General features: G+C 71.0%; 21 protein-coding genes. 6 read left to right on the top strand and 15 right to left on the bottom strand.

Annotation, left to right across the window (positions count from 1 at the left end; genetic code table 11):
* Positions 1 to 61: 61 nt before the first annotated feature.
* Entirely contained in the window at positions 62 to 688 is a 627-nt protein-coding gene (locus ABZU76_RS03265; protein ID WP_354864532.1) for a TetR family transcriptional regulator, read from the top strand.
* On the opposite strand, the gene ABZU76_RS03260 is transcribed toward ABZU76_RS03265, so the two are convergent.
* Positions 685 to 1,056, bottom strand: a complete 372-nt coding sequence (locus tag ABZU76_RS03260) for a hypothetical protein (RefSeq protein ID WP_354864530.1) — start codon at positions 1,054 to 1,056, stop codon at positions 685 to 687. The two genes, ABZU76_RS03265 and ABZU76_RS03260, sit on opposite strands and share 4 nt — an antisense overlap.
* Before the next feature lie 253 nt (positions 1,057 to 1,309).
* On the opposite strand from ABZU76_RS03260, the gene ABZU76_RS03255 reads away from it, so the two are divergent.
* A complete protein-coding gene (locus tag ABZU76_RS03255; RefSeq protein WP_354864766.1) occupies positions 1,310 to 2,302 on the top strand; it encodes a hypothetical protein in 993 nt (330 codons plus the stop codon).
* A 96-nt stretch (positions 2,303 to 2,398) separates the two neighbouring features.
* Positions 2,399 to 2,695 (top strand): hypothetical protein, encoded by a 297-nt coding sequence (locus tag ABZU76_RS03250; protein WP_220244044.1) that lies wholly within the window; start codon positions 2,399 to 2,401, stop codon positions 2,693 to 2,695.
* Between the two features lie 39 nt (positions 2,696 to 2,734).
* Here ABZU76_RS03250 and ABZU76_RS03245 read toward each other — a convergent pair whose 3' ends face one another.
* Together ABZU76_RS03245 and ahcY are read right to left on the bottom strand one after the other, a co-directional pair.
* Complete coding sequence (locus ABZU76_RS03245; protein ID WP_354864528.1) at positions 2,735 to 3,622, bottom strand: acetoacetate decarboxylase family protein; 888 nt, start codon at positions 3,620 to 3,622, stop codon at positions 2,735 to 2,737.
* 314 nt (positions 3,623 to 3,936) lie between these two features.
* A complete protein-coding gene (gene ahcY / locus ABZU76_RS03240) occupies positions 3,937 to 5,409 on the bottom strand; it encodes an adenosylhomocysteinase (RefSeq protein ID WP_354864526.1) in 1,473 nt (490 codons plus the stop codon).
* Positions 5,410 to 5,507: 98 nt separating this feature from the next.
* Between ahcY and ABZU76_RS03235 the strand changes: the two genes are divergently transcribed.
* Positions 5,508 to 7,781 (top strand): hypothetical protein, encoded by a 2,274-nt coding sequence (locus tag ABZU76_RS03235; RefSeq protein WP_354864764.1) that lies wholly within the window; start codon positions 5,508 to 5,510, stop codon positions 7,779 to 7,781.
* A gap of 95 nt (positions 7,782 to 7,876) precedes the next feature.
* On the opposite strand, the gene ABZU76_RS03230 is transcribed toward ABZU76_RS03235, so the two are convergent.
* From ABZU76_RS03230 to ABZU76_RS03195, 8 genes are all read right to left on the bottom strand, one after another.
* Complete coding sequence (locus ABZU76_RS03230) at positions 7,877 to 8,596, bottom strand: LPXTG cell wall anchor domain-containing protein (RefSeq protein ID WP_354864524.1); 720 nt, start codon at positions 8,594 to 8,596, stop codon at positions 7,877 to 7,879.
* Positions 8,597 to 8,930: 334 nt separating this feature from the next.
* On the bottom strand, positions 8,931 to 10,481 hold the full coding sequence (locus ABZU76_RS03225) for an amino acid permease (protein ID WP_354864523.1): 1,551 nt from the start codon (positions 10,479 to 10,481) through the stop codon (positions 8,931 to 8,933).
* 185 nt (positions 10,482 to 10,666) lie between these two features.
* On the bottom strand, positions 10,667 to 11,581 hold the full coding sequence (locus ABZU76_RS03220) for a cation diffusion facilitator family transporter (RefSeq protein WP_354864521.1): 915 nt from the start codon (positions 11,579 to 11,581) through the stop codon (positions 10,667 to 10,669).
* Positions 11,582 to 11,763: 182 nt separating this feature from the next.
* Complete coding sequence (gene manA / locus ABZU76_RS03215; RefSeq protein ID WP_354864762.1) at positions 11,764 to 12,996, bottom strand: mannose-6-phosphate isomerase, class I; 1,233 nt, start codon at positions 12,994 to 12,996, stop codon at positions 11,764 to 11,766.
* A 107-nt stretch (positions 12,997 to 13,103) separates the two neighbouring features.
* Positions 13,104 to 14,198 carry a hypothetical protein gene (locus tag ABZU76_RS03210; RefSeq protein ID WP_354864519.1) on the bottom strand — a complete coding sequence of 365 codons (1,095 nt, stop codon included), beginning with the start codon at positions 14,196 to 14,198 and terminating at the stop codon, positions 13,104 to 13,106.
* Positions 14,182 to 14,418: a Trm112 family protein gene (locus tag ABZU76_RS03205; protein WP_220244051.1), complete on the bottom strand. Its 237-nt coding sequence runs from the start codon at positions 14,416 to 14,418 to the stop codon at positions 14,182 to 14,184. Before ABZU76_RS03205 ends, ABZU76_RS03210 begins: the two co-directional genes overlap by 17 nt.
* 86 nt (positions 14,419 to 14,504) lie before the next feature.
* Complete coding sequence (locus tag ABZU76_RS03200) at positions 14,505 to 15,860, bottom strand: phosphomannomutase/phosphoglucomutase (RefSeq protein ID WP_354864517.1); 1,356 nt, start codon at positions 15,858 to 15,860, stop codon at positions 14,505 to 14,507.
* A gap of 75 nt (positions 15,861 to 15,935) precedes the next feature.
* On the bottom strand, positions 15,936 to 16,286 hold the full coding sequence (locus ABZU76_RS03195; RefSeq protein ID WP_354864515.1) for a DUF3499 domain-containing protein: 351 nt from the start codon (positions 16,284 to 16,286) through the stop codon (positions 15,936 to 15,938).
* Between the two features lie 115 nt (positions 16,287 to 16,401).
* Here ABZU76_RS03195 and ABZU76_RS03190 point away from each other — a divergent pair, with 115 nt between their 5' ends.
* Positions 16,402 to 16,830, top strand: a complete 429-nt coding sequence (locus ABZU76_RS03190; RefSeq protein ID WP_220244053.1) for a metallopeptidase family protein — start codon at positions 16,402 to 16,404, stop codon at positions 16,828 to 16,830.
* Positions 16,831 to 16,942: 112 nt separating this feature from the next.
* On the opposite strand, the gene ABZU76_RS03185 is transcribed toward ABZU76_RS03190, so the two are convergent.
* Together ABZU76_RS03185 and ABZU76_RS03180 are read right to left on the bottom strand one after the other, a co-directional pair.
* On the bottom strand, positions 16,943 to 20,302 hold the full coding sequence (locus ABZU76_RS03185) for a glycosyltransferase (protein ID WP_354864513.1): 3,360 nt from the start codon (positions 20,300 to 20,302) through the stop codon (positions 16,943 to 16,945).
* A gap of 637 nt (positions 20,303 to 20,939) precedes the next feature.
* Positions 20,940 to 21,197, bottom strand: a complete 258-nt coding sequence (locus tag ABZU76_RS03180) for a WhiB family transcriptional regulator (RefSeq protein ID WP_220247102.1) — start codon at positions 21,195 to 21,197, stop codon at positions 20,940 to 20,942.
* Positions 21,198 to 21,517: 320 nt separating this feature from the next.
* On the opposite strand from ABZU76_RS03180, the gene ABZU76_RS03175 reads away from it, so the two are divergent.
* Positions 21,518 to 22,276, top strand: a complete 759-nt coding sequence (locus ABZU76_RS03175; RefSeq protein ID WP_354864760.1) for a site-2 protease family protein — start codon at positions 21,518 to 21,520, stop codon at positions 22,274 to 22,276.
* Between the two features lie 36 nt (positions 22,277 to 22,312).
* On the opposite strand, the gene ABZU76_RS03170 is transcribed toward ABZU76_RS03175, so the two are convergent.
* Both ABZU76_RS03170 and ABZU76_RS03165 read right to left on the bottom strand, forming a co-directional pair.
* Entirely contained in the window at positions 22,313 to 23,110 is a 798-nt protein-coding gene (locus ABZU76_RS03170) for a hypothetical protein (RefSeq protein WP_354864511.1), read from the bottom strand.
* The gene (locus tag ABZU76_RS03165; RefSeq protein WP_354864758.1) at positions 23,103 to 23,468 is read right to left on the bottom strand and encodes a hypothetical protein; all 366 of its coding nucleotides are present in this window, start codon (positions 23,466 to 23,468) and stop codon (positions 23,103 to 23,105) included. The genes ABZU76_RS03170 and ABZU76_RS03165 overlap by 8 nt, the downstream gene beginning before the upstream one ends.
* Between the last annotated feature and the right edge of the window lie 16 nt (positions 23,469 to 23,484).

The following is a 23,484-nucleotide window of genomic DNA, read 5'->3' as shown; positions in this document are numbered from 1 at the left end:
TGAGGACTTAGCACCCCGCACTTGCCCCGAAGCCGGGGCCAGGGCTCGTACGCTGGCGACCATGAGCCCTGATTCGACGCCGAAGCGCCGGGACCCCGTGGCCACGCGCGCGGCGATCCTGAACGCCGCCCGCAAGGCGTTCACCGAACGCGGCTACGACGGCGCCGGCGTCCGCGAGATCGCCGGCGCGGCCGACGTGGACGCGCGGCTGATCGGCAAGTACTTCGGCTCGAAGGAAGGGCTCTTCGCCGAGGTCGTGGAGGTCGCGTTCGAGAAGTCGATGATGATGACGCCCGAGCTCAACGCCGAGGCGGCGCGCGCCCTGCTGACCGGCGACGACCAGCACGCGTCCGACGGGCTGCTGCTGACCCTGCGCTCGGTCGCCAACCCGCGCGCGGCGGCGATCATGCGCGAGAGCATCGAGCGCAACTACCAGAGCCGGCTCGCCGACGCGCTCCCCGGAACCGACGCGACCGGCCGCTCGGCGCTGCTGATCGCCATCTGCGCCGGGATGCTGCTCAACCGCATGCTGCTCGGTTCGACGGTGTTCACCGGCCCCGACGCCGAAGGCCTGATCCCCTACCTGCGCGCGGCGCTCGACGCCGTGGCCGTCGCGCCGGACGAGACGGTGGTCGACCGGCGGCCCGGCGGGAGGGACGGCACCGCCGGGCCGGCCGGTACGCCTTAGGCGGCCTCGCGCCGCGCGTGCAGCAGGTAACCCCCGCCGCCGGTGAGCAGCAGGCCCGCGAGGATGAGCAGCGGCAGCCAGCCCGAGTCGTGGTCCTCGGGCGGCGGGGTGTCGCCGCGCGGCAGGACGTCGGCGACGAGGCGGACGGTGTGCGCCTCACCGGTGGCCGACTGCGGGACGAGGTGGGCGTTGCCGACGCCGGAGGGCTGCGCCGCGCTCGCGCCCGGTGCCGACGTCAGCAACGCCATGCCGACGAGCACCACGAGGGCCAGGACCCGGCCTGTGGTGCGTACTCTCTCGATCCGGACCCGGCCACGGTGGACGGCCGCCCGGGTGGTGATGTGCAACTGCTCGGCGAACACCGGCATGGACTCCCCACCCCCACGACGTGACCCACGGTCGTCACAACGGTGAACAGTGCGGTCACGCGGAGCAAGATGCTCTTCCGGTGATCAACGCGTTCCGGGTCAGTCCTGGAACACGGAATGGGCACCCTTGCGTGGCCAACCACCCCGAACGGGGGTCGGAGCGGCTACCGTGCGCTGCTAACGTGAACGTTCCGCGGTGTTCACGGCCGGCGCACGCAGTGATCTCCACACTGGTCTGGTGAAGGGACAAGCGGTGTCTCGAGACGGGGAAGGCGCACTGATCATCGAACCTGTTCGCCGTGGCTCGGGCGATCTGCCCGCGGAGCTGGCCGACGCGTTGCGCACCGGCGAGTTCCACCACGCCCTGCGCACGGCCATCTCGCACCGGGGACTGTCACTGGCCCGCCTGCGCGCCCACCTGGCGCTGCGCGGCGTCCAGATTGGACAGTCGACGCTCAGCTACTGGCAGCGGGGGCTGCGCCAGCCCGAGGTACCCAAAGCGTTGCCGGCCGTGCGCGCTCTGGAGTCGGTGCTGCAGCTGCCGTCCGACTCGCTGGTGGTGCTGATCGGCCCGCGCACCTCCCGCCCGCGCGGCCACCAGGCCGCGGTGTCGTTCCACGACCTGCGCTCGGGCGACATGGGCTCGATCGTCGACCAGCTGCTTGCCGAACTGGGCGTGCTGCCCTCGTCGAACCACTCCAACGCCGACCTGGAGCTGCTCTCGGTCCACGACCGCATCACGGTCGACGAGCGCCGTCGCCAGGTCAGCATCCGCACGCGCTTGGTCACGCGCGCACGGCGGCACGGCCCCGACCGCTACGTGACCGTGTACAACGGCGACCCCGGCTGCAAGATCGACGACGTCGAGCTGATCACCGCCGAGGGCTGCCGCGTCGGGCGGATCCGGCGCCACCCCGGCGGCGAGACGATGGCGACCGAGCTGCTCTTCGACCGCAAACTCGGCGAAGGCGACATCCACGTCTTCTGCTTCGAGGTGCGCGACGACTCCAGTGCGTTGTTCCCCGGCTACTACCGCATGCTGCGCGACCAGGCCGCGAGCTACCTGCTGCAGCTGCAGTTCGCGCCCACCGCGATGCCCGCGCGCTGCACCCGCCAGGTCCGCGCGCGCGACGACGCCCTGCCTGTCGAGGCCGAAGAGCTCCCGCTCGACAACGGCGGCGTGACGAGCGGCTACTTCCGCGACGCGGGACCGGGGCTGGCCGGCATCGCCGTCGAGTGGAACTGAGGCGACCGGTGAACAACGGGGCCCCCGACCTGCGTTGACGGGCCCCGGTGCCGCGCGCACGATGAGTTTTCGGGGCAGCCTCATCGGGAGCCGGATATGAGTTTCGTACAAGTCATCGAGTTCAAGACCTCACACCCGGACGAGCTGAACGAGCTCATGGACGAGTGGAAAACCGCGACGCAGGGCAGTCGCACGGCCACCCACGCGGTGGTGATGAGCGACCGCGACAACCCCGGGACGTACATGGAGTTCGTCGAGTTCCCGTCGTACGAAGAGGCGATGCGGAACTCGGAGCTGCCGGAGACCGCGAAGTTCGCAGAGCGGATCGGCAAGCTGTGCGACGGACCGCCGGTGTTCCACAACCTCGAGGTGATGCGGGACGAACGGCTCTGAGCGGCCGGGCGCCGCGCGGGCGACCCGGCCGCCACCGCGTCAGAGGATGATCAGATCCGTGACGCTGTAGGACAACGAGCCGCGGAAGCCCGCGCCGGTGCGCTGCGGCGCCAGGTCGGCCAGCTCCTCGGCCTGCGCCGGGAAGAACGACAGCTCACCGGTGCCGGTCCACGTACCGGCCACCTGCGGAGTGTCCAAAACGGACTGCGTCAGCTCGTGCACGGCGGGGTTCTGCTGCTGCCCGGCCGTGAGCCGCGGGAAGTAGCGCAGGTTCACGATCGGCCGCCCCAGCGCCGGGATGGTCGGCGCGGTCTTCTCGAGCGTCACGCGCGCTTCGGCCAGCTGCCGGCCGTTCGACGACAACGTGGCACCGAACCGGCCACCGGGGCCGACCACCGGGCCGGCCTGGCTCGGCACGCCGAACGCACGGGTCTGGTGCACGGCCCCGATCTTCTTCGGGAAGCCCTGGATCCAGCCGCGGGCCAGCGCCTCGTCGTTGTCCACGTAGATGAACGGGCACCACGCCACGGGCGAACCCTTGTGCACGGCGTCGAGCAGGACGAGGAACTCGCTGTACTGGCTGCGCACCGGGTCGAGGTACTCGTTGTCACTGGCGGAAAACTGCCAGTCGATGAACAGCGCGTAGCCGTGCCCGGAGCTCGCCGGGTCCGGGTCCAGACCGGTCGGCAGCGACGCGGCCGCCGCGGCCGGCGTGGTCCAGAACTCGACGCCGACCACGTCACCCACGTAGTGCCACGGCGGCGTCGGAGCGAGGTTGGCCACCCCGCGGGCGCTGAGCGGATAGCTGTAGCCCTTGAGCCGTTCGTTCACCGGTGTGGTCGTGGTGCTCTCGGCGAACGCGGGGGTGGTCATCGCCCCCGCCGCCACCGCGGCCAGCCCTCCGGCGAGTACCCCTCTTCGACCCACTTCTCCTGCGGACAAGGCAGATCCCCTTCACTTCGACAATCCCCCGGCCGCCGTACGCGGCCGCTCCTCCTCGAAGGAACCACGGGAGGGCTCCGGACAGGTCCGGACGCGAAGAGGCCGGAGCCCAGGAGGCAGAACCGAAGCGGATCTTCGGGCACATCGGACGTCGGGGACTTGTCACCGATCGGGGAACCGGAGTGCACTAGGGGGTGGTCCGAACCAGCCGGGCGTCCACTGTGGATGGCCGACGCTCCCGGAACACCGAAGCGGCGTCCGGAAAACACTCCGGGCGCCGCTTCGGCTGTGCTGAACGCTCAGTAGCGGTAGTGATCCGCCTTGAACGGGCCTTCCACGTCCACGTCGATGTACTCCGCCTGCTCCTTGGTGAGCTTGGTCAGCTCGCCACCCAGCGCCTGGAGGTGGATGCGCGCCACCTTCTCGTCGAGCTTCTTGGGGAGGCGGAACACCTCCTTGTCGTACTCCTCGTGCTTGGTGAACAGCTCGATCTGCGCGATGACCTGGTTCGAGAAGCTGTTGGACATCACGAACGACGGGTGCCCGGTCGCGTTGCCGAGGTTGAGCAGCCGGCCCTCGGACAGCACGATGATCGTGTTGCCATTGGGGAACACCCACTCGTCGACCTGCGGCTTGATGTTGATCCGGTGGATGCCCGGGTAGCGCGCGAGGCCGGCCATGTCGAGCTCGTTGTCGAAGTGGCCGATGTTGCCGACGATCGCCTGGTGCTTCATCTTCGCCATGTGCTCGACCATCACCACGTTCTTGTTGCCGGTGGTGGTGATCACGATGTCGGCTTCGGGCAGGACGTTCTCCAGCGTCTTGACCTGGTAGCCGTCCATCGCCGCCTGCAGCGCGCAGATCGGGTCGATCTCGGTGACGATCACGCGCGCGCCCTGGCCGCGCAGCGACTCGGCCGCACCCTTGCCGACGTCGCCGTAACCGCAGACCACGGCAACCTTGCCGCCGATGAGCACGTCGGTGCCGCGGTTGATGCCGTCGATCAGCGAGTGGCGGATGCCGTAGCGGTTGTCGAACTTCGACTTGGTCACGGCGTCGTTCACGTTGATCGCCGGGAAGAGCAGCTCACCCGCGGCGGCCAGCTGGTAGAGCCGCAGCACGCCGGTGGTGGTCTCTTCGGTGACGCCGCGGATGCCCGCACCGATGGTGGTCCACTTGGAGTTGTCGGCAGCGACGGACGCGCGGACCAGCTCCAGGAAGACCTTCCACTCGTCCGAGTCGTCCTCGTCGGCGGGCGGCACGACGCCGGCCTTCTCGTACTCGGTGCCCTTGTGGACGAGCATGGTGGCGTCGCCGCCGTCGTCGAGGATCATGTTCGGACCCTCGCCGTCCCAGGTGAGCATCTTCTCGGTGCACCACCAGTACTCCTCCAGCGACTCGCCCTTCCAGGCGAACACCGGTACGCCCTTGGGCTCCTCGGTGGTGCCGTGCGGGCCGACGACCACGGCGGCGGCCGCGTGGTCCTGCGTGGAGAAGATGTTGCACGAGGCCCAGCGGACCTCGGCACCCAGCGCCACCAGCGTCTCGATGAGGACAGCGGTCTGCACGGTCATGTGCAGCGACCCGGAGACCCGCGCGCCCCGCAAGGGGTAGACCTCGGCGTACTCACGGCGCAGCGACATCAGGCCCGGCATCTCGTGCTCGGCGAGGCGGATCTCCTTGCGGCCGAACTCGGCGGCCTCGAGGTCGGCGACGGCGAACTCGATGCCGCCCCGGGTGTCGTGCCGCTTGGCAACGCATTCGGGGGTCATAGTGCGGTTCCTCCAAGGATTGATGGCATCTGAACAGTACCGTTGTCGGCTTGACGTGCCCCCGACCGGCTTAGGAGACCCTTACCGTGCCCGCCCCGCTGCCCGGCCCCGACACCCGCATCGTCGAGCTCAGGGTGGCCGGACTCGCGGGCACGAGCGGCGAGACGCTGCTGGACGCCGTGGCCACCGTCGACGTCGCCGGCGACGGGATCGGCAGGGTCGTGCGCCCGGCGGACCGGCTGCGGCGCCCGGCCCCCGGTCCGATGGTGCCCGCCCTGGGCCGGTCCATCCCACGCACGCTCGAAGGATACCTGTGGAGCCGCATGACCTCGGGCGGCGCGGCCAAGGCCACGTGGGCGCTGCTGTTCCCGTTCTCGCTGGCCAACGTCGCGTTCTGGATGCTGCCGCCGGTGCACCGCGCCCGGTGGCTCGGCGGGCTGTGCCGCGGGCTGCTGCGCGTGGTCGCCGTGCTGCTCACGATGCTGCTGATCGGGCAGGTCGCCGCGACCGCGCTCGACCTGTTCGCCACACAGTGCCTCGCGCCGGGCAGCGGCTGCCTGCCGTGGGTGCCGTCGTGGCTGCGCTCGGACCCGGCGCGGCTGACGATCGGCGTCGCCGTGCTGTTCGCGGTGATCCTCTTGCTGCACCGGATCTCGTCTTCGAACTGGCAGGTCAAGGCCCCTGAACCGCGCGCCCGGCGCGGCTCGCCGCTGCAGCTGCTCGCCGACCCGGAGGCACCCGGGATGTCCGCGACGCACACGGTCGCGGCCCTGGCCTGCGTCGCGTTGCTGCTGCTCGGCGGACCACTGCACGTGCCCGACGACGTGCCCCGGTTGATCGGCTGGATCTGCGGGCTGGGGCTGGTGGTCGCGGTGATCGTCGGCGCGGCGATCGGGAGCGACCCCGGACGCATCGCCCGGCGCACGCTGATGACCTTCGCCGCGGCGCTGGTGGTTTTCGCGGCCGTGCTCGCCGCGCCGCTGCCCGCGCGCGGCGGCCTGCGCGGCACCGACGGCATGGTCGAAGGACTCGGCGCGGCGCTGGTCGCGATCACCGTCCTGTTCGCACTGGCCCTCGTGCCGATGGCGCTGCTCGCGCGAACGACCTGGAAGACGCGGCCGAAACGGCTGCGTCCGTGGCTCGGTGGCTGGGCAGCGGCTCCCGTCGTCACACTCGCGGGCCTGCTCGGCGGTGGCTTCGGCGCCGGGTTGGGCATCGCCGTCCGGCGGCTGCTGGGCACGAGCGGGCTGCGGCTGCCCGACACCTACGAGCTGATCACCGTGCTGTGGGGCGCCGGGCTCGCGTTGATCGCGGTGCTCGCCGTGGCCGGGTACGCGATCGCGGTGCCGCTGCGCCGGCGTCGCCGCGGGATCCCGGCGCTGGTCGAGCTGGTGCAGCCCGACGCGAAGCAGGAGAAGGTCGCAGCTCGCGCTTGGGCGCGCTCCGCGTGGGAACGCCGGCACCTGCACCAGCTGGCGATGATCGTGGCCATCGGGCTCGGCGTCGCCGGGCTCGCGTTGCTGGTCGTGCGCTTCGGCTTCAACCTGCGGCCCGCGTGGTTCACACCGGTGTCGGCCGTCGGCGTGTTCGCGCTCGGCGCGTTCGCGGCGGGCCTGCTGCGGGTGGTCTACTCCGCTGCGCGCACACCGGAACGCAACCGGCACCTCGGTGCACTGTCGGACCTCGTGTCGTTCTGGCCGCGCGCGGCGCACCCGACCGTGCCGCCGTGTTACGCGCTGAAGGTCGTGCCCGAACTGGCCGAACGCGTGAAGGAACACCTCACCGAACCGGGCACGCGCGTGGTCCTGTCCGGACAGAACCTCGGCAGCCTGCTCACCGTGCTCACGGCCGCGCGCCTGTTCACGGAGCTGACGCCCGAGGAACGCGACCGCGTCGGCCTGCTCACCGCGGGGTCGCCCCTGCAGTGGGGTTACCAGCGCGCGTTCCCCGCGGTGCTGCCGCAGGATTCGCTCGCGACGCTGTTCGGCGACCTCGACGGCCGCTGGCGCGCACTGTGCCGCGGCACGGACATCTTCGGCGGCGGCGTCACGACCTGGCGGCACAACGTCTCCGGCCGCCACCTCATCGGCGACGGGTACTTGCCCGAAGGCGGCTCGGGCGCGCTCGAAGCGACGCCCGAGGAGTCCGGCGTGCTCGTGCTCGGCGGTGACCACTGGCTGCCCGACCCGCTGCGCGCGCCCGACGGCCGCCACCGCTGGGCCCCGGGCGTGCTCAAGCACACCGACTACCTGGCCGACGCCGAATGGGACCAGGCGCTGGCGATGGCCGCGGGGCTCGGCCGCCCAAATGGACTCTCGCGGCTGCTCGGCGAGCAGGGCTCATTGTTCGGCGACCTGCCGCGCCCGCGTTGAAAACCCTTGCCCTGTAACAAAAAGATCGGAGGGGATCCCCACCCGTGGGCAAACGGGCGAGGATCCCCTCCGGTTTCAGGAACCCGAAAAGCAGATCAGTTGGTGCTGCTGCGGCGGAACTTCAGCAGCGCGAGCAGGCCACCGCCGACGACGAGCAGCGCGGCGGCGATGTAGATCAGCCACGCGTTGTCGAAGCCGGTGTTGGCGAGCTGGCCGCCGGTGCCGCCGGTCTCGTTGCCGGCCGGGGCGGCGACGACGGCCGAGGTGCTGGTCGGCGCCTCGGTCGGGGCGGCCTGCGACGTGGTCGGCACCGACGCGGTGTCGGTCGGCTGCGTGGTCGGGGTCTCCGCCGGCTTGGTCGGCTGCGTCGTCTCAGGCGCGGTCTTGGTGCCGCAGGCGTACCAGCTGTCGATCTTCGGCTGGCTGCCGTTGTAGTTGTGCGGCGCGATGAGGTCGTTCCACGGCAGATCCTTGTCCAGGATCTTGCCCTTGGCGCCCTTCACACCCGGGGCGTAGAGGGCCCAGCCGTCGTCACCGCCGACGACGACGATCGCCTCGACCTTCACGCCTTCCTTGACGGCGGTGATGTTCAACGACTTGCTCTTGTCGCCACCGGTGAAGGTGAAGTCGCCCTGGTCGAGCTTCTGGCCGCTGACGCCCTTGATCTGGGAGCAGTCGGGGGCCTTGCCCTGGGTCGGGTTCGCACGGCCGTCGTCGGAGGTGCACGCGAGGGCGGACGTCGCGGTGCCCAGCAGGGCGAGTCCGGCCACCGCGGCGACCGTGAAACCCGCACGCAGTCTGGTGATGGTGGGCATTCAGAGAACTCCTGTACCGAACGGGGGATAGCGAGGAAGGTCTGTGCACTCTCCGTGGGAATTACCACCACTTACCGCATGAATGACACACGAGTGATTAACCCACCAGAGGGAAGCAGAGCCGGACGGTATCGCATACCGCTCACGCGATCACCCTGCGTTCGAGAGCGTGATCCAAACCGAGACGCGGAGGTGACCTTCTCGTGATCATTCTGACTTAGATGACAACTCGGCAACCTCACGCAACCTTCGCGCTCCCCGGTGATTCCCCAGGTCAGGAGCGCGAAAAGGCCCGCCGCCCCGAGCGGGACGACGGGCCGTGACGAGCAGTGGTTCAGTCCTCTGTAGGCGCCGAAGACTCCGACGAAGCGGACTTCGCGGCCGGTTCCTCACCCGAGGCGATCCGCTTGCCGAGCAGCGAGTGGCGCCGGCTGTAGACGAAGTAGATGACGACCCCGAGGACCATCCAGACGATGAACCGCAGCCAGGTCAGCACCGTCAGATTCAGCATCAGCCACAGGCACGCGAGGATCGCCAGGATCGGGATCAGCGGCACCGCCGGCACGCGGAACGCGCGCGGCAGGTCGGGTCGCGTCCGGCGCAGCACCAGCACACCCGCGGACACGAGAATGAACGCGAACAGCGTGCCGACGTTCACCATCTCCTCGAGCTTGTCGGCCGGGAAGAACGTGGCCGCCACGGCCACCAGGCCGCCGACGAGCAGAGTCGCGCGCTTCGGGGTGCCGTGGCCGCCGGTCTTGGCCAGCCCGCGCGGCATGAGGCCGTCGCGCGACATCGCGAAGATGATCCGCACCTGGCCGAGCATCAGCACCATCACCACGGTCGTGAGGCCCGCCAGCGCGCCGACGGAAATGATGTTCGCGGCCCAGTCGACGCCGTTGACGGAGAAGGCCGTGGCGAGCGTCTTGTGGCTGCCGTCGCCCGCCTCGGTCGCCAAGTCGGTGTAGGGCACCATGCCGACGACCACGAGCGACACGGCCACGTACAGCACCGTGACGATGGCCAGCGAGCCGAAGATGCCGCGCGGCACGGACTTCTGCGGGTTGCGCGTCTCCTCCGCGGTGGTGGCCACGATGTCGAACCCGATGAACGCGAAGAACACCAGCGACGCACCGGCCAGCAGACCGAAGATGCCGAACACGCTGCCGCCGCCACCCAGGATCACCGAGAACAGCGACTGGTCGACCCCGCTGTCGCCCGGGCCGCCGGGCTTGGCCTCCGGGATGAACGGCGTGTAGTTCGCGCCCTTGATGTAGAAGACGCCGAGGATGATCACGAACAGCACCACGGCAACCTTGATCCCCGTGATCACCATGGAGAACCGCGAAGACAGCTTCGTACCGATGGCCAGCAGCGTCGTCAGCGCGACCACGACCACGAGCGCGCCCCAGTCGATGGTGACCCAGCCGAGGTCGAACGTGGTCTTGGCGCCCTCGCCGAACAGGTAGCCGAGCACCGTCTCGAGGTAGACCGACCAGCCCTTCGACACGGCGGCCGCGCCGACGGCGAGCTCCAGGATCAGGTCCCAGCCGATGATCCACGCCATGAACTCGCCGAACGTGGCGTAGGAGAAGGTGTAGGCACTGCCCGCGACCGGCACGGTCGAGGCGAACTCGGCGTAACACAGCGCCGCCAGCGCGCACGCGATCGCGGCGCACACGAACGCGACCGACACCGACGGGCCGGAGAAGTCACCCGCCGTCCGCGCGGTGAGCGTGAAGATGCCCGCGCCGATGACGACCGCGACGCCGAACACGGTCAGATCCCAAGCGCCCAGGTTTCTTCGCAGCTTGGTATCGGGCTCGTCGGTGTCCGCCATGGACTGCTCGATCGACTTCGTGCGCCACAAACCGTGCCCAGGCACCGCGACCTCCTCGGATGACCTGCGTCAAAACTGGGTGAATCACCCTACAGTGCTATTCGTGACCAATCCGACCACAGCCACGGCGGGAACGCGCGCTGAGTCCGGCCACGTCGCGTTGGGTACCCGCCTACTTTTGGTCGGATTGGTCACGAGGGGCATACCCGGAGTGGCGCGGTGGGAGTTGATCACCGCGCGTCGCGGTCGAGGTCCGGTTCGAGGTAGATGAGCGATGCGACGGGGACCTTCGCGCGCACGCGGGCCTCGGCGTCGTCGATGGCCAGTGCGACCTCGGACGTGTCCAGGCCGGGCACCAGCGCGAGCTTGGCGGCCACGAGCAGCTCGTCGGGGCCGAGGTACTGCGTGCGGATGTGGATCACGCGCTCGACCTTGCCGGCGGCCAGCTCGTCGACGATCTTCTCCAGATCGGTGTCGGTCGCGCCCTCGCCGATGAGCAGGCTTTTCATCTCGACGATGAGGATCACCGCGATCACGCCCAGCAGCACGCCGATCATCACGGTCCCGATGCCGTCCCACACCGGGTGGCCGGTGAGCGTGGACAGGCCGACGCCGAGCAGCGCGAACACCAGACCGATGAGCGCGCCGGTGTCCTCCAGCAGCACGACGGGCAGCTCAGGTTCCTTGGCCTGGCGGATGAAACGCCACCAGCCGGCGTTGCCCTTGATCTTCCGCGACTCGCCGATGGCGGTGTGGAAGCTGTAGCCCTCCAGGCAGATCGCGACCAGCAGGATGATCACGGCCACGATCGGCGATTCGAGCGGCTCGGGCTCGATGATCTTGTGGATGCCCTCGTACAGCGCGAACGCCGAACCGAGCGTGAACAGCATCAGCGCGACGATGAACGAGTAGAAGTACCGCTCCCGGCCGAAACCGAAGGGGTGTTCCTTCGTGGCGCGCCGGCGCGACGTCTTCTGCCCGAGCAGCAGCAGGCCTTGGTTGGACGTGTCGGCCAGCGAGTGCACCGACTCCGCCAGCATCGACGACGAGCCCGTGACCAGGAACCCGACGAACTTCGCCACCGCGATCCCAGCGTTGGCCGCGAGCGCCGCGATGATCGCCTTGGTACCGCCACCTGCTGACACGGCGTGCTCCCCTGCCTGTTGCGCAATGGATTCCCGAAATGCCCGATCGGGAGCCTAGAGGACCGATCACCACGCCGTCGCTTCGGCCACGTGAACGTTTTGTGCTCGAACCCCGCGAACCGTGAAGGGCACCTTGCGGGACCCGGAGTCCCTCGAGGTGCCCTTCACGGCAACGTCGGAAGTCAGTCTTCGCAGGTGCCGGCGGTGGCGCGGAACAGCTGGGCCGGCCGGCCGGCGAGCGGGCGAACCGAGACGGCCGGGTCGGCCGCGGGGAGCCACACCGACTGGCCGCGCAGCAGCTCGACCTGCTCCCCGTCGTCGGCCGTCACAAGCAGGTCGCCGTCGGTGCAGAGCAGGATCTGCGGGCCGGTGCAGTCGACCACGAGCTCGGTGTCGTCGTCGGCCTCCCACCGCACGCGCGAAAGCTCGAACTCCGGTGCGTCCGTGTGGTAGACGGCCATGCGCTGACCCGCGCACGCGCCTTGCTGCACCGGCATCTCGCCGCACGCGAAGTCGACCACACGCAGCAGCTCCGGCACGTCCACGTGCTTGGGCGTGAGGCCACAGCGCAGGATGTTGTCGGAGTTGGCCAGGATCTCCACGGCGGTGCCGGACAGGTAGAGGTGCAGGTTGCCGGCCGGCAGGTAGATCGCCTCGCCCGCGCGCAACGTGAGGCGGTTGAGCAGCAGCGCGGCCAGCACGCCGGCGTCACGCGGGTGCGCTTCGCCCAGCTCCAAGATGGTCCGGCACTCCACCCCGAACTCGCCGTGGTCGGCGATGTGGCGCACGCACGCGTCGAGGACCTCGGGCAGCAGTGCGTCGAGCGAGGCCTGCGGCAGCGTGATCCACGTGGTGAACAGCGCGCGCAGCCCGGCCGGGTCCGGCTGCGCTTCGAGCAGGCCGGTGTACTTCGCCAGCCCCGGCGTCTCGACGGCCTTGAGCAGTTTCACCGTGCGCTGCGGGTCGCGGAACCCGGCCAGCGCGTGGAACTCCGTGAGCGCGCAGACGAGCTCGGGTTTCGCGGTCGGGTCCGGGTAGTTGCGGTTGGGCGCGTCGCGCGGGATGCCGAGGCGCTCCTCGCGTTCGTGCCCCTCGGCGGCCTGCGCGGCCGACGGGTGCGCCTGCATCGACAGCGGCTCCTCGGCCGCCAGGATCTTCAGCAGGAACGGCAGACGACCGCCCCAGCGCTTCGCGCAGCGTTCGCCGAGCTGGCCGACCGGATCGGCGTCCACGAGCTCCAGCAGGCTCCGTTCGGTGCCGTCCGGGGCGAGCACGCGGGACGGGTCGCCCGGGTGGGCACCCATCCACAGCTCGGCCTCGGGGTGCGGCGCCGGCACCGGACGTCCCTGCAGCTTCGGGATCGCGGTGCGCGATCCCCACGCGTAGGGCCGTACGGCGTTGCGCAACAGCTCCACTGTCACCTCAACTCCCAATCCTTCCCATCGGCCGGAGCCGATGTCGTGCAGGCGGTGCCGTCCCCACAGCGCCCGTCCGCACTTCCTCCCCCTGATCCCGTGAGCCGTCAAGCGGTGGCCGGCTCGTACCTCCCGGCGCCACCGATGCGGCCCGCCGCGAGCCCGAGGTACACCGCGGCGAGCTCGAACCGCAGCGCGAGCACCGCGGCCCGGACGATCTCGTCCGCTTCGAACTCCTCCGCGGGCGCGATCACGTCCGCGTCCGGCAAGAACTCCTCGGCCTGGAAGCGGGCCGCCTCAGCGGCGGGCCCGGTCCGCACCGAGAGCAACAGCACCCTCGTGGCGGTTCCACCGGGTGAGTCGTCCGGATCGGCGAAGATGTCACGCTCTTGGCCGCCCGATTGCGCAACTCTACGAAGTGCGGGCCGCGCAAGCGCTTGCCTGAAGTCCTCGGCGTCGCACACCATGCCCGAGTGAGCCGCGAACGCGTGCGCCGCGTGCTCCGCGACGGCCACCGCCACCGGGTCGAGACCCCACAGCAGCGGCACGCGGTCGGCCACGCGCAGCGCGAGCGCCTTGGCCGGGTTCGCGAACGACTCGCGCGCCAGGTAGTCCTTCTCGGCTTCGAGGTCGAGCTGGTCGGCCAACGCCTGCACGTCGGCCACCAGCAGGCCCAGCGCGTTGGCCGTGAGCAGCCCGGCGGCCAGCCCGCGCGGGAACGCGAGCTCCGGCGGCACCGGGATGCGCGGCGCGAGCAGCACGCCCTTGCCGGCCACCGAAGCGGCGACAGGACCCTCCGCCGGAGCGGACAGCACCACGGTCGCGCCGAACCGGGCCGCGCGCTCCAGCGACGCGGCCAGTTCGCGGTCACCCGCGTCGTCGGTGTGCGCGAACACCACGTCGAGCGCGCCGATCCACGACGGCACGATCTCGGCCACCACGACCGGCACCGGGCACGTCGGCGCGAGCAGCGCCGCCAGCAGCCGCGTGAGCGTGCGGCTGACGCCAGGCCGGTCGATGAGCACCAGCGAACGCGGGCGGCCCAGGTCGAGCCGGTCGCTCAGCTCCAGCTCGGCCGCGGCCTCGGCAGTGGCCCGCACCTGGGCCCCGGCCATGGCGGCGGCACGCAGCAGCCCCGCACTGTCGGCCTCGGCCAGGCGCGCGGGGTCGTCGAGCAGCGAATCGTCAAGCACTGTCGGCATGGCTGTCATCCGGCTCACCGGGAGTGTGGTCACCACTGAGTACCGCTTCGTCGAGAAGCAGTACGGGAATCCCGTCACGGACCGGGTACACCCGGCCGCACTCGGTACAGGTCAGCGCTTCGGCATCCGCGTCGTCCGGCGTGCCGGGACGCAGCGGTGCGTGATCCGGCGATGGGCACGCGAGGATCTCGAGCAGCTGGGCGTCAAGCGTGATGGCCATGGTTCCTCCATACCACGCGTAGGTGGGTCGCAACGGCACCTTCCGGACACAGTTCGCCTCGGTCGGTCCCCATCAGCGTGGCTTGCTCAGCCCCGGACAATTGCCAGTACATCGTCGGTCAGCGCCTCGACGGCGGCGCGGTCGGCGGCCTCGACGTTGAGCCGCAGCAGCGGCTCGGTGTTCGACGGGCGCAGGTTGAACCACGCGCCGCCCGGGAGCTGCACGGTCAGGCCGTCGAGCTCGTCGATCTCGACGCCCGACTTGTCCGCGTATGCGTCCTTCACTGCCAGCATGCGCGCGACCTGGTCGGACACGGTCGAGTTGATCTCACCCGAGGCCGCGTAGCGCGAGAAGTCCTGCGTGAGCGCGGACAGCGGGCCGTCCTGCTCACCCAGCGCCGCGAGCACGTGCAGCGCGGCCAGCATGCCGGTGTCGGCGCGCCAGAAGTCGCGGAAGTAGTAGTGCGCGGAGTGCTCGCCGCCGAAGATCGCGCCGGTGCGGGCCATCTCCGCCTTGATGAACGAGTGGCCCACGCGCGTGCGCATGGGCTTGCCGCCGTGCTCGGAGACGATCTCCGGCACGCCCTTCGACGTGATCAGATTGTGGATGACCGTGCCGCCCGGCTCCTTGGCCAGCTCGCGCACGGCGACCAGCGCCGTGATCGCGCTCGGCGAAACGGGCTCGCCGCGCTCGTCGACCACGAAGCAGCGGTCGGCGTCGCCGTCGAAGGCCACGCCGGCGTCGGCGCCGACCTCGCGGACCTTGGCCTGCAGGTCGACGATGTTGGCCGGGTCCAGCGGGTTGGCCTCGTGGTTCGGGAAGGTGCCGTCGAGCTCGAAGTACATCGGCACGATCTCGATCGGCAGCCCGGCGAAGACCGTGGGCACGGTGTGGCCGCCCATGCCGTTGCCGGCGTCGACCACGATCTTCAGCGGCCGCGAGTGCGTGAGGTCGACGAGGTTGCGCAGGTAGGCGGCGTAGTCGCCCAGTACGTCGCGCTCGCTCACGCTGCCGGTCTTGCCCTCGAACTCGGGCACGCCCTGCTCGACGGTGTCGCGGATCTCCGTGAGCCCGGTGTCCTGCCCGACGGGGCTGGCGCCCGCGCGGCACATCTTGATGCCGTTGTACTTCGCGGGGTTGTGGCTGGCGGTGAACATCGCGCCCGGCATGTTCAGCGAGCCGGAGGCGAAGTACAGCTCATCCGTGCTGCACAGGCCGATCGACACGACATCGAGGCCCTGCGAGGTCACGCCTTCGGCGAACGCTGCCGACAGCTGCGGGGACGAGTCACGCATGTCGTGGCCGATCACCACCGAGGGCGACTCGGCCTTGATGAGCAGCGCGAACGCGGCACCGAAGTCGCGTACCAGCGACGCGTCGAGCTGTTCGCCGACCACGCCGCGGATGTCGTAGGCCTTCACGATGCCCGAAAGATCTGGCACGCCGTCTCCCCGCCGTCAGTTTCTCGTCGCGGCGCCGGTCGCGCCGCGCGGAAAGCCTACCGGCGGGAGCAGTGCTCAGGCGCGCCCGGGGAGCACGCGGAGGTGGCCGCGCCTGCCGGACGGGCCCTCCGGCTCGGGCGGCGGCGGCCGGTCCGAGCGGCCCGCCTCGCGGACGGCCTCGGCCAGCGCCGTCAGCTCGTCGGCCGACTGCTCAGGAGTGGCGAACGTGCCCTCGTGGCGCACGACTTCCCAGCCCTTCGGGACGGTCAGCCGCAGCGCGTGGGCCTCGCACAGGTCGTACGAATGCGGCTCAGAGGCGGTGGCGAGGGGACCGACGACGGCGGTGGAATCGCTGTACGCATACGTGAGCGTGGCGACAGCGGGCTCTGGACAACCCGTTCGCGAACATTTCCGTACGCTCCGCACGATCCAGAACGATAGCGCGTCGCCGCAAGGGGGCCCCGGCGACACGCGCGTGACCCCGGCGACCGCATAGACTTGCGCGGTGGCGACGGCTCGTGATTACCGACAGCGGCAGCGAATGCGGAGGGACCGGCACGGCCGGGGCCTGCGCGGAGCGCTCTACCCCGCGTCCCTGCCCGCCGCCGCGAGCCGGGCGGAGAAGTTCGACGCGCTCGTGCTCGACGCGCTCGAACCCATCGAAGCGCGCTGGCGTCACGAGCTGACCAAGCTCGACGTGGCGGTGGATGAGGTCCCCGAGGTCCGCCCGGACGGCCGCGCGCCGGCCGAAGGCGTGCTCCACGACGGCTCCGTGCCCCTGTCGCGCCTGGTCCCGGCCGGGGTCGACCGAGCGGGGCTGCCGACTCGCGCGCGGATCGTGCTCTACCGGCGGCCGCTCGAGGCGCGCGCCAAGGACCCCGGTGAGCTGGCGGAGCTCGTGCACGACGTGCTGGTGGAGCAGGTCGCGGGCTACCTCGGCGTCGAACCGGACGTGATCGAAGGCGACTGACGCCGCTCCCTTCCCTCCCGGCCCACCGCACCCCAATGTGGCGTTGGTTGCGCTCAACGCACCCAATGTGGCATTCGGTGCGCTCAACGCACCCAATGCCACATTGGGGACGTCAGGGGCGAGGGGCCTGGCGGCGTGCGGGCACCGCGGTGAGCGCCGTGAACAGCACCGCGGCGAGCTGGGCGAGCAGCAGCAGACCCCGCTCGGTGCCCGGGAACGCGAGCGAAACCTCCGATGACTGCGGCGGGATCGACACCGCGACCTGGTGACCCCAGGCGGGCACGATCGGCACGGCCTTGCCGTTCACGCTCGCCGTCCAGCCGGCCTCCTGCTCGGCGGCCAGCACCAGCAGCCGGCCGGTCGGGCCGTCGGAGGCCCGCACGCGGACGTCGGGCAGCCGCGCGTCCACGGGCGAGACCCCGGGTGACGCGCCGGGCGCGCCGCCGCCCGTGACGGCCGCCTTGGCCAGCTCCGGGGAGATCAGCGTGACCTCACCGGCCTTCGGCAGGAGCCTCACCACGGGCCGGCCGTCGGACATCGAGGCCGTCGGCGCGACGAGATCACCGGCGAGCGAGACGAGGGCCTGCGGAGTGCTGCCGGGCGGGAGGATCACGTACTCGACGCCGGACACCGCGGCGGCCGCGACGGCTGATTTGACCGCGCTCGCGTCGCCCGTGAGCAGGTCGCGGCGCCAGTCCGCGAGCCGCTCGGGCGTGCCCGGGGTCGGGGCGAGCTGGTCGTCGCCGAAGAGGGCGAGCCGGCCGCCGGTCTGCCGGGTGAGCTGACCCAGGTCGAGCACCGCGCGGCCGCTGCCGACGAGGTCGGCGGCCACCTCGGGCGCGAGGGCGGGGCGCGGCTGGGCGGTGAGCGGGCCGTTGTGGCCGGTGCCGACGGCGCTGACGCCCAACGCCATCAGCACCACCACCCCGGCGACACCCGCGACCTTGGGCAGCCACGGCGCGGGCACACTCGCCGAGCCGCCGCGTTGCCAGGTCGCGAGGACCGCCCACAGCAGCCCGGCGCCGACGACCAGCAGCGGCACGCCCGTGTAGCCGGTGGCGGCGGGACCGCCCTGCATCGATGTCACCGGAACCTGCCGCACGAGCACCACCGCGGCGACACCGAGCACGGCGAGCGCGAGGCCGCCGGCCACCTGCTTCGTCGGCCGGACCACGAGCGCGACGAGCGTGGCCGCCAGCACCGCGACACCGATGGGCCACGCTCCCGGGCCACCCGGCGTCAGCCCGGCCAGGTCCGCGCCGGACGCGGGCGCGGCGGGACCGCCGAGACCGTGCAGGAGCAGTTCGGGGTGTTTGAGCAGCACCGTCGGCCACGGCAGGAGCAGCACGAGCGGCAGGATCACCACGATCCCGACCGACGCGGCGCGGCGCGCGAGCCCCGTCGGCGCCGGGAGGACCACGAAGCCGAGCAACAGGCCCACGAGCGCGAGGGCGTGCGCGAGCGGCGAGAACGCGCCGAGCACCGCCACGCCGAAGGCCGAGAGCGCCGACACGTGCAGCCAGCGTGTGCCGGGGCGCGTCAGCAACCGCGCGATCCCGGCGACGACGAGCGGCAGCACGAGGTGGACCACCACGACGTCGAGGTGCCCCTGCGCGACCGACGCGGTGGCGGCGGGCAGCAGCGCGTACGTCGCCGCGACGACCGCGCGCACCCAGCGGCGCACGGGCAGTTTGCGCGTGGCCGCGAACGCGCTCAGCGCGGCGAGCGGGATGTCGCCGATGAGCAGGATCGCCACGAGCGCGGCGGGGCCGCCCAGGGGCGCGAAGATCGCGCCGATGGTGCCGAGCACGGGCAGTGTCGCGGGAGCGGGCGCGCCGGTGCCGCCCGCGACCGCGTGCCACGGCGCGAGGTAGGTGGACCAGATATCGCCGAGACTGCCGACGGGCAGCAGCCCGCCGCCGGAGAGGTCCAGACCGAGGCGGCCGCGGTTGACCACGAAGGCCAGGGCCGTCAGCAGCACGACGAGGACCACGGGCGGGGCGAAGATCGTCGCGGCCAGCACGCGGCGGCGGTTCACCTCGACGAAGACGAGTCCGGGTTCACGGGCCGGCGCCGGTCGCGGTGTGGGTGAGGGCTTCGGGCCGTCGCCGGGCTCGGCGACGGTTTCCTCCGGAACTTCCTCGCGTTCCGGCGCTGTGTCTTGTTCCAGCGCTGTGTCTGGTTCCGGCGGCACGGCGACGGCCACGACGGTGCCCGGCCGGCGCAACCCCGAACCACGGGAACTCAAGCCGCGCAAGGCTCCTGCGGGCAAAGCTTCGGGTCCGACGGGCCGGCGGTCCGCGGCGCCGAGCGCTTCCGGCGCGATCCAGGCCGGCTCCTCGGTGAGGCCTTCGGGGACCGTGCCGAGCGCGACGTCGCTCTCGACGCCACGGCGCACGAGCCCGACGACGCCGGCGCGCAAGGCGTTGCGCAGCCGCGTGTACCGGCCGACGAACAATCCCCGCACCGTGCCGGGACGCGGTGATTCCCGCCGGTTCGCCCGCGCTGCCCGGAGTTTTCCGCGGCCGCTCGTGAGATAGGCGAGCGCGGAGAGTTCCGCGCGCGCTTCGGGAGCGCGCCTCAGGACGAAGAAGACGAGCACGCGCAGCAGCAGGAGCAGGGGCAGCCGGACGAGTCCGAACCAGAACGAGAACGGCGAGCAGTTCACGAGGAACACGCGCAGCCCGTGCGCGCGGTTCACGGCCGCGAGCGAGCGGCCCGCCGCGTCGGGCGCGCGCCGGCCGGTCGAGAGGGCGCGTGCGTGGCGGACGCGGGCGGCGGGCACCGAGAGCACGAGCGCGCCGGCGGCGTTGGCGCGCCAGCCGAAGTCGAGATCCTCGCGCAGCAAGGAGAAGTCCTCGTCGAAGCCGCCGAGGGTGTCCCAGAGTTCGCGCTGCACCAACGATCCCGCGCTCGGCACGGCGAGCACCTCACCGGGCTCGTCGCCGGGCGCGGCCATCTGCTGGCGGTGTCCGGACGCGTCCGTGGACAGCCCCGCCTCGACGATCAGGCGCGGCTCGGCCCAGTCGAGCCCGAGCGGCCCGAGCACCTTCGCCGACGGCGCCGCTTCGGCGGCCTGCAAGAGCTGCTCGAGGCAGTCGGGTTCGGGCGCGCAGTCGTCGTGCAGCAGCCACAGCCACGCACCCGGGTCGCCCCACCGTTCCACCGCTTGCGCCACGGCGGCCGCAATCGCCGCAGCGAAGCCAGTTTCACTCGAAAGAGTGATGACGCCGGACAGCACCGGCTGCGAATCGGGCCCCGCCGCGACCCCGCCGGGCTCAGCCGCCTCGGCGAGCAGCTTCGCGGTCAAGTCGGTGGACCCGGTGTCGACCGCGAGCACGTGCCGCGGCCGGACCGTGCTGCGCCGCAAGGAAGAAAGCGCGAGCGGCAGCCACTCTTCGCCGTCGTGACAGACCACAATGGCCAGAACGGGCAGCGTCCTCACGAGCGACGGTGCGACGGTGCGGGTCAACAACCACTCCTGGTCAGGCTGCGGGCGGGTGCGGTCACCCTACGGCTTGACCCGCGCACGCGGCGCCGGACCCGCACCCGCCTTTTCGCCGTCGCGGCGTCGAACGCTTCGCGCCGAACGCCGTGTGGATCACACTGACGTCTCCACCACACGCGTCCACGCTTCGGGACGCACCGACCACATGCGACACACGACGACGGCACAACTACCGTCGTCGCCCACTTCGATCCCCACCGCCAGGCTGGGATTGGTCCGCGCCGAAACCCCGCCACAGCGGCAAGTTCCCCACGCACACTCCATTGACGCCTGGCTACCCACGCGGTTGCGCGCCCAAACCTCGAAGTTCAGAAAGATCCACAACCCCGGCCGCGCCCCCGCCCCACGGGGGCGCCGCAGCTTGATCCGGTAGCTCAATCCGGCGCTATACCAGCGAAGACACCACAAACGCGAGAGGGGCCGCGCTACGCACGAACCCACCTCACCCCTCACAGAACACACGCCGAACTCGAAAGGCGACCACAGCCGGGGGTCCGGGGGCTTGCCCCCGGGCGGGGTCTGGGGGTTGCACCCCCAGAAGACACTGACCGCGTGAGATGGTCCGCGCTTTCCGCGGACACACCTCGCCCCGAACCAGCGGTCAGATCGCTCGCTTTTTCAGCTTCCGCCGCTCGCGTTCGGACAGACCGCCCCAGATGCCGAAGCGCTCGTCGTGCGCCAGGGCGTACTCCAGGCACTCGTCCTTGACCTCGCAGCCGAGGCAGATCCGCTTGGCTTCACGGGTCGAGCCGCCCTTCTCGGGGAAGAACGCCTCGGGGTCCGTCTGCGCGCACAAGGCGCGCTCCTGCCAATCCTGTTCCTCCTCGGTGGCATCGAAGAGGTCGGTCAGATCCCCCAGCTCCTGCTCAGGGTTCTCGCCCCAACCCACGACGTGCCCCCACTCCCTCTTTTCAGGCCTCGAGTCGGTCCTCGAGCCTTCCGCTTCCAACCGCACGTCCGCCTCCTCGCTCCTACGCACTCCCCAGGCTGGCGGTGGTGAAACGACATCCGCTGTCCCCTCTCGACAGCGAATGACATCACTGTGATTACACCCGTGTAGTGCGGTCAGGTCAAGCGGAGTAGCGAGTTCGGGGGATACCTCTCGCGCGTTGCGCAAGGGGACACGCCGAAGACTTCACACCGGGCATACGGAAGACTGGTGGAGTGCAGAGATCAGCAGTGCGGCCCAGCCCGGTCTTCATCGGCATCCTCGCGGTCGCCGTCCTCGGCGGAATCCTGGCCGCGTACGGTGATTCACTGAGTCTGACGGGTGACAAGGACCCGCTCTACGTCACCGGTGTCGTACTCCTCGTGGCCGGCGGATGGATCGCTTCGCTGACCCTGCACGAGTTCGGCCACGCCTTCGTGGCCTATCGCGGCGGCGACACCGGGGTCGCCCAGAAGGGCTACCTCACCCTGGACGTGCGGCGCTACACCGACCCCGTCCTGTCGATCCTGCTCCCACTGATCTTCCTCATCATCGGCGGCATCCCGTTGCCCGGCGGCGCGGTGTGGATCAACCGCGGCGCGCTGCGCAACCGCGCGACGTCGTCGTGGGTCTCGCTCGCCGGCCCGCTGTCGAACCTCGGGGTGGGCGCCGCGCTGTGTCTCGTGGCAGCGCTGGTGCCGATGTCGACCGGCCTGTTCTTCGGCCTGTCCTACCTGGCGCTGCTGCAGGTGATGACGTTCCTGATCAACATCCTGCCCATCCCCGGCCTCGACGGCTGGGGCGCGATCGAGCCGTACCTCTCGCCGCAGGCGCGGGCGTTCGGCGCACGCGTGCGGCCGTGGGCACCGCTGGTGCTCTTCGCACTGTTCTTCGCGTTCCGCCCGCTGTCCGACGCGCTCTGGTACGTCGCCGGCCTGATCTTCGAAGCGTTCGGCGGCAGCAACCTGGCCGCGCAGATCGGGCAGTCGGCGTTCCTCTTCTGGCGCTGACGGCCGCGGTCCGGCTCAGGGTTCAAGCGGTTGAGCTCAAGAGAAAGAAGCCCAGTGCGAGTTGGTCATCAGCCACCCGTGCGCGCGCTTCCAGATCTGCTTGAGCCCCCAGCGCTCGCCGAGGTAGTCGCCCGCCGCGCCGACCACCGGGATCAGCCCGAGGGCCCGGTGGTAGAAGCGGCCACGCGGGCGCTTCTCCAGCTCGTCGGTGATCCCCCACAGTGATCGGCCGAGCCGCCACAGTGTCCCGGCGACGGCCTTCACCGTCACCTTGCCGTGGGCGCGTTCGGATTCCGTCAGTTCTTCGGTGAGCTGCGCGGCCGCACTGTCCTCTGCGGACTCGTCGGCCGGCTTGCCCGCGGCGAGCACCGGGTCGAGGTCTCGCTCGAACAGCACCGACGCGATCAGCCGCACCCGGCTGCCGACGTCGGTCACGCCGTACTCCCCCGCGATCGCGCACAGCAGCAGCCCCTGCGACGCGGCGCCGAGCGTGTCCTGCACCGGCAGCCGGTCGGCGAGCGCGCCGCCGAGGCCCGGGATCGAGGTGAGCGCCGCCGTGAACCGGCCGACACGGTTGACCCACCAGCCGCAGCGCTCGTCGATGTCCATGCGGGCCCACGCGGCGGTGCCGGGGACCTTCACCGACGTGACCGCGCCGAGCACCTTCTCTTTGAAGCCGTCGTCGCCGAACTCCTCGGCCGCCTCGGTCTTGCGGGCCCGCGCCCGCAGGCCGAACGGGTCCGACTCGCGCAGCGCGTCGAGCATCGGCGCGCAGGCCCGGACGAACGGGCGCAGCACCGCCACGACCTGACGGTCCGAAATGGGCTCAGCCACGGAGCTTGCCCTTCGCCGAGGCCGCGCGGCCGAGCCCGCCGCCGAGCACGAGCGCCGCCGGCACGGCGCTTGCGCCGAGCAGCAGGATCGCCCGCCAGTCCTGAACGAGCACGAGATCGCCGCCGGGTCCGGCCAAGCCGATTACGAACACCACGACCACCCACACCACGAGCGGCACCCACGACAACCCCGGGCGCACGAGCTTCGCGGCCGTCAGCACCAGCCACGGCGTGGCGACCGCGCCGACGAGCACCGTCAGCGGCAGCGGCACCTCCCCGAGCGTGCCGACGCGCAGCGGCAGGAAGAACACTTCGAGCAACGCCAGCAGCAGCGCGTCCAGGCACAGCACCACCAGCATCAGGCGCTGATCGCGG

Source organism: Amycolatopsis sp. NPDC005232 (genome assembly GCF_040607795.1).
Taxonomy (GTDB): domain Bacteria; phylum Actinomycetota; class Actinomycetes; order Mycobacteriales; family Pseudonocardiaceae; genus Amycolatopsis.
This window is presented reverse-complemented; position numbering and strand designations above follow the sequence as displayed.

What these genes read in the sequence shown, in the direction of transcription:
- ABZU76_RS03260 (WP_354864530.1), bottom strand. Translation starts at nt 1,056, where the DNA reads ATGCCGGTGTTCGCCGAGCAGTTGCACATCACCACCCGGGCGGCCGTC.
- ABZU76_RS03230 (WP_354864524.1), bottom strand. Translation starts at nt 8,596, where the DNA reads ATGCCCACCATCACCAGACTGCGTGCGGGTTTCACGGTCGCCGCGGTG.
- ABZU76_RS03165 (WP_354864758.1), bottom strand. Translation starts at nt 23,468, where the DNA reads ATGCTGGTGGTGCTGTGCCTGGACGCGCTGCTGCTGGCGTTGCTCGAA.
- ABZU76_RS03190 (WP_220244053.1), top strand. Translation starts at nt 16,402, where the DNA reads ATGCGGAGGGACCGGCACGGCCGGGGCCTGCGCGGAGCGCTCTACCCC.
- ahcY (WP_354864526.1), bottom strand. Translation starts at nt 5,409, where the DNA reads ATGACCCCCGAATGCGTTGCCAAGCGGCACGACACCCGGGGCGGCATC.
- ABZU76_RS03250 (WP_220244044.1), top strand. Translation starts at nt 2,399, where the DNA reads ATGAGTTTCGTACAAGTCATCGAGTTCAAGACCTCACACCCGGACGAG.
- ABZU76_RS03205 (WP_220244051.1), bottom strand. Translation starts at nt 14,418, where the DNA reads ATGGCCATCACGCTTGACGCCCAGCTGCTCGAGATCCTCGCGTGCCCA.
- ABZU76_RS03210 (WP_354864519.1), bottom strand. Translation starts at nt 14,198, where the DNA reads ATGCCGACAGTGCTTGACGATTCGCTGCTCGACGACCCCGCGCGCCTG.
- ABZU76_RS03265 (WP_354864532.1), top strand. Translation starts at nt 62, where the DNA reads ATGAGCCCTGATTCGACGCCGAAGCGCCGGGACCCCGTGGCCACGCGC.